Here is a 6504-nt window from a genome sequence, read left to right on the forward strand (position 1 = left end):
GACGCGGCCACGAGCGCGGTGACCCGTCGCCATCCGGGGATCTGCTCGTCGCTCCACAGCCCGGTGTCGAACGGCGAGATGCGGCCGTGCGGGTGCACGGCCGTCGCCTCGGCGATGACGAGCCCTGCACCGCCGAGAGCGAAGCGGCCGAGGTGCGCGACGTGGAAGTCGGCGACCAGTCCGTCACGCGAGGCGTACATGCACATCGGTGAGATGCCCACGCGGTTCGGCAGGGTCACATCGCGCAGGGTCAGCGGAGAGAAGAGGCTCATGCGGGTTCCTTGGAATGGGGCAGGCGGAGGAAGGCGGCGAGCACCGCGGTGACCACGCCGCACGCTGCGGCGAAGCCGAGCGACAGCTGCAGCGCCCGCTCGGAGAGGAAGGCGGGATCGGCGGTCGACGGGAGCGCGGCGATCACGAACGCGAAGAGCGCGGCGGCGACGGCGCCGGAGAGGGTGCGGATGACGGAGTTGACACCGTTCGCCGTAGCCACCTCGTCGGAGGGCACCGAGGCGGTGATCAGCGACGGCATCGCGGCGAACGCGAAGGCGACACCCGCGCCCACCAGGGCGGACCCGATGAGGACGGGCAGGGCGCCGCCGTGGAAGAGCACTCGTAACAGGAAGGCGAACGCCATCATCGCCGATCCGAGCAGGAGTGCGCGTTGACCGCCGAAGCGCGTGATGACGCGCGCTGCGAGAGGGGCGAGCGCGATCATCGTCAGAGCGGACGGCAGGAGGAACAGCCCGGCCGCGGCCGTGGCGACATCGAGTCCATAGCCCGTGGATGTCGGCGCGAGGGCCTCCTGCGTCGTGAGCAGGTGGTTGGCGTACATCCCGAACGTGGCGAAGAACGAGGCGATGTTGATGGGCAGGATCGGGGCGCGCATGGCGGTGCGCACGTCGATCAGAGGGGCCGGATGTCGCCGCTCCCACAGCATCCAGAGCACGAGAGTCGCGACCGCGAGCAGTCCGAACCCCAGGGTGAGCGGGCTCGCCCACCCCCAATACTGTCCCCGGGAGATCGCCAGCAGCAGCGCGGTGAGACCGAGGGTGAGCAGCACCGCGCCGATGAGGTCGAAGGCGCGACTCGGGCCGGTGGGCGCCTCGGGGATGCGCACCCGGATCAGGACGCAGAACAGGGCGCCGACGACCGCCGAGCACCAGAAGACGGTCGGCAGACCTCCCCACTCGAGCAGCGGCCCCGCGAGGACCAGCCCGAGTGCGGAGCCCATGCCGAGCGTGCCGCTCATGAGGGCGATGCCGAGGACGGCCCGCCGACGCGAGACGAGGGCGCTCAGAAGGCCGATGCCGATCGGGACCACCGCGGTGCCGAAACCCTGGAGTGCGCGGCCGATCAGCACGGCCGTGAACCCGGAGATCACGGCGGCGATCACGGAGCCGATGACGAGCAGCCCCATCGACACCAGCAGGAGGAGGCGGCGGCCGTGCATGTCAGCGAGCCGGGTGACGACCGGGGTGCCGACCACCCCGGCGAGGAGGGTGACCGTGATCAGCCAGGAGGCGTCGGCCGCCGTGGTGTCGAGCAGCTCGGGGACCAGCGGGAGGAGAGGGACGATGAGCGTGAACTGCAGCGACGTCAGCATTCCGCAGGCGGCGAGCAGGGCCACCACCACGCGCTCGTGCCGTTCTCGTTCCGACTTCACCGTCACCGTTCCACTCGCAGGAGCGCCGTCCCTGTCGTCAGGCTATCCGGATCTCGTCAAATGAACAAGCGATTGCTAGGGTGGCGGGATGAGTAGCCGAGCGGATGACGTCGTCCCCGTCGATGAGGCCGAGCGTGACGCCTGGGAAGCCGGTCTCCTGCGCGACGCGGCCGACCTCGGCGACGGTCTCTGGGGCATCCCCGTGGCGATCCCGGAAGGGACTCTCCCCGGCACGCTCGCCTACGCGCTCGTCGGCGACGATGGGGTGCATCTGGTCGACCCCGGGTGGGACACCGCGGAGAACCTCGGGCGCATCGAGCGGGCGATGAGGGCGGCCGGACGGTCGCTGCCCGACATCGCGACGGTCGTCGTCACCCACCACCACCCCGATCATCTCGGTCTCGCCGAACGCGTGCGGACGCTCACCGGTGCGCGGATCGTGATGTCCGCCGCCGAGCGACGGGTGCTCGCCGCGGCCGTCGATCCTGCGGCGCGGGACCCCGAGTCGTATCGGGCCACTCTGGCGCGATGGGGCGTGCCGGACGAGCGTCATGACGAACTGCTGGCCTCGTTCACACGGCCGTCGCTCACGGGCGACGTCGAGCCCGACCTGCTCGTGGGTGACGGCGACGTGCTGGAGCTCGCTGGCAGGCGGCTCGAGGTCATCGCGACCCCGGGTCACACGGGCGGGCACATCTGTCTCGCCGACCGTGACGCCCGCCTGCTCTTCACCGGCGATCACGTGCTGCCGCGCATCTACTCCGGTGTCGGCATCGGTGTGCTCGCGGGGGACGAGCCGATGGGCGACCTGCTGGCGTCGCTCGACCGCCTCGCCGAGTTCGACGACTTCACGGTGCTGCCCGGACACGAGTTCCGCTTCACGGGGCTCGCGGCACGCCGCGCACGGATAGCCGCCCACCACCTGCGTCGCGCCGGAGAGGTGGCGGCGCTCGCCGCGGAACTCGGTGACCGATCGGTGTGGGCCTACGCGAGCAGGCTCACCTGGACCTCGGGCTGGCAGGGGCTCGACGGGTTCTGGCTGCACTCGGCGTTGCGTCAGACCGAGATGCACCTCGGTCTGGTCCGCAGCGGGCGTGCGGCAGCGTGGCTCAGCCGCGGCTGATCTCGCGGCGGTGCAGTCGCCAGCCGGACTCGCCCCGCACGAACACGTCGGCATAGACGCCCATGGCGGCCAGCGTCGGGATGCCGTCGGTGCCCCGGTAGTAGCGGAAGTACGAACGCGCGGTCGCCCGATCGCCGGCGACCTCGACCGTGATGCTCGAGACGTCGTGCCGAGTGTGCGAGCCCGGCCCCTGGATGCCCGCGGCGCGGCGCTCCTGCACGCCGGCGAGGAGGGCGGCACGACCGGAGATGGTCTGCACATCCATCGGGAGGTCCGTGGCATCGGTGAGGTCCCAGACGGCATCCGGGGTGAAGCAGTCGATGTACTGCTCGGGGTCGCCGGCATCCGCCAGTTGGGCGATGCGCGCGAGGAGCATCGCGATCTCCTGCCGATCGCCGATGGCCTGCAGGTCGACGTTCACGGCGCCTCCCCGGCCCAGCGCCGCAGGTGCGCGCGCAGGTCGGCGGGGATGGGAACCGGATCCTGTTCGGGGGAGACCGCGACGACGGTGTTCTCGGCACGAGCGACGATCGCGTCGTCCTCGATCCTGGTCATCTCGAACGCGAACCGGAACGAGGTGCTCCCGATCCGACCCATCCGCAGGTCGATCCGGATCTCGTCGAACAGACGTGCGGCGGCCAGGTACTCGCAGGTCGTGGCCCGCGACACCGTCCACCACCCGAAGCGCTCGATGAGGGTGTCCTGACGCAGCCCCTGCAGGAACAGGAACTCCGACTGCAGGCCCTCCATCTTGGGGAACCACGCGGCGTAGTACAGGATGCCGGCCGGGTCGGTGTCGGCATAGCTGAGGCGCACCCTGTGCGAGTGGATGATCGGTCGCGGGTCGACCTCGATCACTGCGTCACCGTCCAGCCGCCGTCGACCGGGAGGAAGACGCCGTTGATGTAGCCGGCGAGCGGGGAGAACAGGAACAGTGCGGCCCACGCGATGTCGTCGGGTGTGGCCATGCGCTGAAGGGGGATGCGGGTGAGCACGCGCTGCCCGGTCTCGCTTCCCGCGAAGCCCGCCAGCCGCGGGGTGTCGGTCATGCCCGGTGCCACGCCGTTGGAGCGGAACTCCGCCGAGCGGTGGGCGGCGAGGTGGCGGACGTAGCCCATGATCGCGGCCTTGGATGCTGAGTACCAGGCGTTGTCGGTGCCGACGAGGTTGCCGGCGACCGAGGTGGTGGCGACCATCGCGGCTCCCTCGCCGGGGCCGGTGGCCGCCCACGTGTCGGTCATGCGGCGCACGCTCCCCACGCAGATCTCCAGTGCCCGGTCGAAGGGGATCTCTGACGCGGACGCCGGCCCGGCGTTGTTGTGGAGGTAGCGGATCGGCCCGAGCGCGCGCACCGCATCGGTGAACCCGGCATCCACGGCCGCGTCGTCCGACACGTCTGCCACCCAGGTGTGCACGGCGGGGGCTGTCGCGCGCACCTGCTCGGCGGTCTCCTCGAGGCCCATCGGATTCAGGTCCCAGAGGCTGACGGCGAGACCGAGTTCTGCCGCATGCACGGCGGTGGCCCGCCCGATGCCGCTCCCGGCGCCGGTGATGAGCACCGCGTCTCCTGCTGTGAATCCGAGGTCGACTGCACCCATACCATGCTCCTTTGCCCAAGCATTTGCTTGTTTGACTCTAGCGCTGCGGAAGGTCGAAGGCCAGCCCCGATCACCGGGGCGCCGTCACCGCGAGGAGAGCACGAAACCGCGGTAGTCGGCTGCCGCGACCTCCTCGCACCGATCGATGTAGTTCTTGAAGCCGCCGATGTACGGAAGGAACCCCCGTGCCTTGCCGGCGATGTTCGAGCCGGTGTACCACGACGGCGCCGATCCGAAGAGGGTGCGGTCGGCGAGCTCGAGGGAGTGCGCCGTCCAGGCGGCCGCCGCGTCGGACCGCGCCTCGATCGACGTGTGCCCCTGCTGTCGGCAGTGCGCGATGATCCGCAGCGCGTAGTCGCCCTGCTGCTCCGAGGTGAGTGCCATGTTCGACAGCACGCTGGGGCTGCCGGGGCCGTTCAGCACCAGCAGGTTCGGGAACCCGGGCAGGGCGATGCCGAGATAGGTCGAGGGGAAGCCCGTCCACTCCTCGCGCAGCGATCGGCCGTCGCGTCCGCGGATGTCGATCGCGGTGAGCGCGCCGGTCATGGCGTCGAAGCCCGTGGCGTACACGATCACGTCGTGCTCGCGGTGCTCGTCTGTCGTGCGGATGCCGGTCGCGGTCACTGCGGCGAGGGGTTCCCGGCGCAGGTCCACCAGCGCGACGTGCGGCTCGTTGAACGTCTCGTAGTAGCCGGTGTCGGTGCAGATGCGCTTGGTGCCGACCGGGTGGTCGCGCGGTGTGAGGGTTTCGCGCGTCTCGGGATCCGGCACCCTCTCGGCGAGCTTCTGCTCGAAGAAGACCCGGGCGGCGTCGTTGATCACCGGGTCGACGGTGAGCCCCTGGAACGCCTTGGCGAAGAGCACGCCGCCGCGTGTCCAGCTCTCCTCGAACACCGCGCGGCGCTCGTGCTCGTCGGCGTCGGCGAAAGGGACGGGGTGGCTCGTCCACGGAGACCCCGCGGCGCCGTTCCAGGAGAGTTCGCGCCGACGCGCCAGGTCGTCCTGCTGTCGCTGCCACTCGCCATCGTCGAGAGTCCGGTTGAACGCGGGCACGCTGTAGTTCGCGCTGCGCTGGTACACCGTGAGCTCCGCGGCATCCTGTGCGATCAGCGGGATCGCCTGCACCCCCGAGGAGCCGGTGCCGATCACGGCGACCCGCTTGCCACGCAGGTCGACCGGATCCTCCGGCCAGGCCGAGGTCTGCAGGACCTCACCCGCGAAGTCGTCGCGACCGGGAAGGTCGGGCAGCTGCGGCTTCGAGAGCCCGCCCGTCGCCATCACCAGCCAGCGTGCCGAGGCCTGGAATCCGGACTCCGTGCGCACGTCCCAGCGCTGCGCCCGCTCGTCCCAGGACGCGGCGGCGAGACGCTCGCCGAAGCGGTAGTGACGGCGGACGTCGAACCGATCGGCGACGTGGTTCAGGTAGCGCAGGATCTCGGGCTGCGTCGCGTAGCGCTCGCTCCAGCGCCACTCGCGCTGCAGGGCGTCGTCGAACGAGAACGAGTAGTCGATGCTCTCGACGTCGCAGCGGGCGCCCGGGTAGCGGTTCCAGTACCAGGTGCCGCCCACGTCGTCACCGGCCTCGAGGCCGAGGATGTCGAGTCCCGCCCGCTCGGCGTGGATCGTGGAGTATAGGCCGGCGAAGCCGGCGCCGACGATGATGACGTCGTGTTCGGGGATCATCTGCGGTCCTTCGGGTCGGGGCTGGTCAGGGAGCGGAGGTCGCTCCACAGGATCTCGGCGGCGCTGAAGCCGGGGCCGTAGCCGGGGATGGTCAGGAAGCCGTGGAACTGATCGGGGTGGTGGCGGAGTGTCACCGGGACGCCGGCGGAACGGAGCCGCCGGGCGTAGTCGGCGCCCTCGTCGCACAGGGGGTCGAGGCCGGCGGTGACGACGATCGCGGGCGGGAGTCCTGCGAGGTCGTCGACCGCGAGCGGGGTGACGTCGGCGTCGAAGCGGCCCGGCCGCTCGCCGAGGAAGGTGCGCCAGTAGTGCGCCAGGAGCTCGGATGTGACGAAGTAGCCGGTCGCCCTCGCGCGATGGCTCTCGGAGGACATCGTCGGGTCGAGGAACGGGTAGAGCAGCACCTGTGCGACGACCGGGCTCGCGCCGCGATC

8 protein-coding genes are annotated in these 6504 nt (G+C 70.6%); 1 reads left to right on the top strand and 7 read right to left on the bottom strand.

Features of this window, described 5'->3' with window-relative positions; all coding sequences use genetic code 11:
- A partial coding sequence (locus tag GZ67_RS0105435; RefSeq protein ID WP_029273797.1) for an oxidoreductase occupies positions 1–272 on the bottom strand: 272 nt, incomplete at its 3' end.
- Positions 269–1666 carry an MFS transporter gene (locus tag GZ67_RS0105440; protein ID WP_136025704.1) on the bottom strand — a complete coding sequence of 466 codons (1398 nt, stop codon included), beginning with the start codon at positions 1664–1666 and terminating at the stop codon, positions 269–271. The genes GZ67_RS0105435 and GZ67_RS0105440, both read right to left, overlap by 4 nt.
- 88 nt (positions 1667–1754) lie before the next feature.
- On the opposite strand from GZ67_RS0105440, the gene GZ67_RS19640 reads away from it, so the two are divergent.
- Complete coding sequence (locus GZ67_RS19640; protein ID WP_051662357.1) at positions 1755–2789, top strand: MBL fold metallo-hydrolase; 1035 nt, start codon at positions 1755–1757, stop codon at positions 2787–2789.
- On the opposite strand, the gene GZ67_RS0105450 is transcribed toward GZ67_RS19640, so the two are convergent.
- The 5 genes from GZ67_RS0105450 to GZ67_RS0105470 all read right to left on the bottom strand — a co-directional run.
- Positions 2776–3210, bottom strand: coding sequence for a nuclear transport factor 2 family protein (locus GZ67_RS0105450; protein ID WP_051662358.1), 435 nt, complete (start codon positions 3208–3210; stop codon positions 2776–2778). The genes GZ67_RS19640 and GZ67_RS0105450 overlap by 14 nt on opposite strands.
- Positions 3207–3647 (bottom strand): acyl-CoA thioesterase, encoded by a 441-nt coding sequence (locus GZ67_RS20065; protein WP_051662359.1) that lies wholly within the window; start codon positions 3645–3647, stop codon positions 3207–3209. The genes GZ67_RS0105450 and GZ67_RS20065 overlap by 4 nt, the downstream gene beginning before the upstream one ends.
- Entirely contained in the window at positions 3644–4387 is a 744-nt protein-coding gene (locus tag GZ67_RS0105460) for an SDR family NAD(P)-dependent oxidoreductase (RefSeq protein WP_029262079.1), read from the bottom strand. The genes GZ67_RS20065 and GZ67_RS0105460 overlap by 4 nt, the downstream gene beginning before the upstream one ends.
- Positions 4388–4471: 84 nt before the next feature.
- Positions 4472–6070: a flavin-containing monooxygenase gene (locus GZ67_RS0105465; protein ID WP_029262080.1), complete on the bottom strand. Its 1599-nt coding sequence runs from the start codon at positions 6068–6070 to the stop codon at positions 4472–4474.
- Positions 6067–6504 (bottom strand): alpha/beta hydrolase fold domain-containing protein (locus GZ67_RS0105470; protein ID WP_029273798.1); only part of this gene is annotated, 438 nt, incomplete at its 5' end. The genes GZ67_RS0105465 and GZ67_RS0105470, both read right to left, overlap by 4 nt.

Source organism: Microbacterium sp. Cr-K20, from assembly GCF_000708325.1.
In the GTDB taxonomy this organism is placed as follows: domain Bacteria; phylum Actinomycetota; class Actinomycetes; order Actinomycetales; family Microbacteriaceae; genus Microbacterium.

Coding starts and splice junctions, on each gene's coding strand:
- GZ67_RS0105460 (WP_029262079.1), bottom strand. CDS start 4,387: ATGGGTGCAGTCGACCTCGGATTCACAGCAGGAGACGCGGTGCTCATC.
- GZ67_RS19640 (WP_051662357.1), top strand. CDS start 1,755: ATGAGTAGCCGAGCGGATGACGTCGTCCCCGTCGATGAGGCCGAGCGT.
- GZ67_RS0105465 (WP_029262080.1), bottom strand. CDS start 6,070: ATGATCCCCGAACACGACGTCATCATCGTCGGCGCCGGCTTCGCCGGC.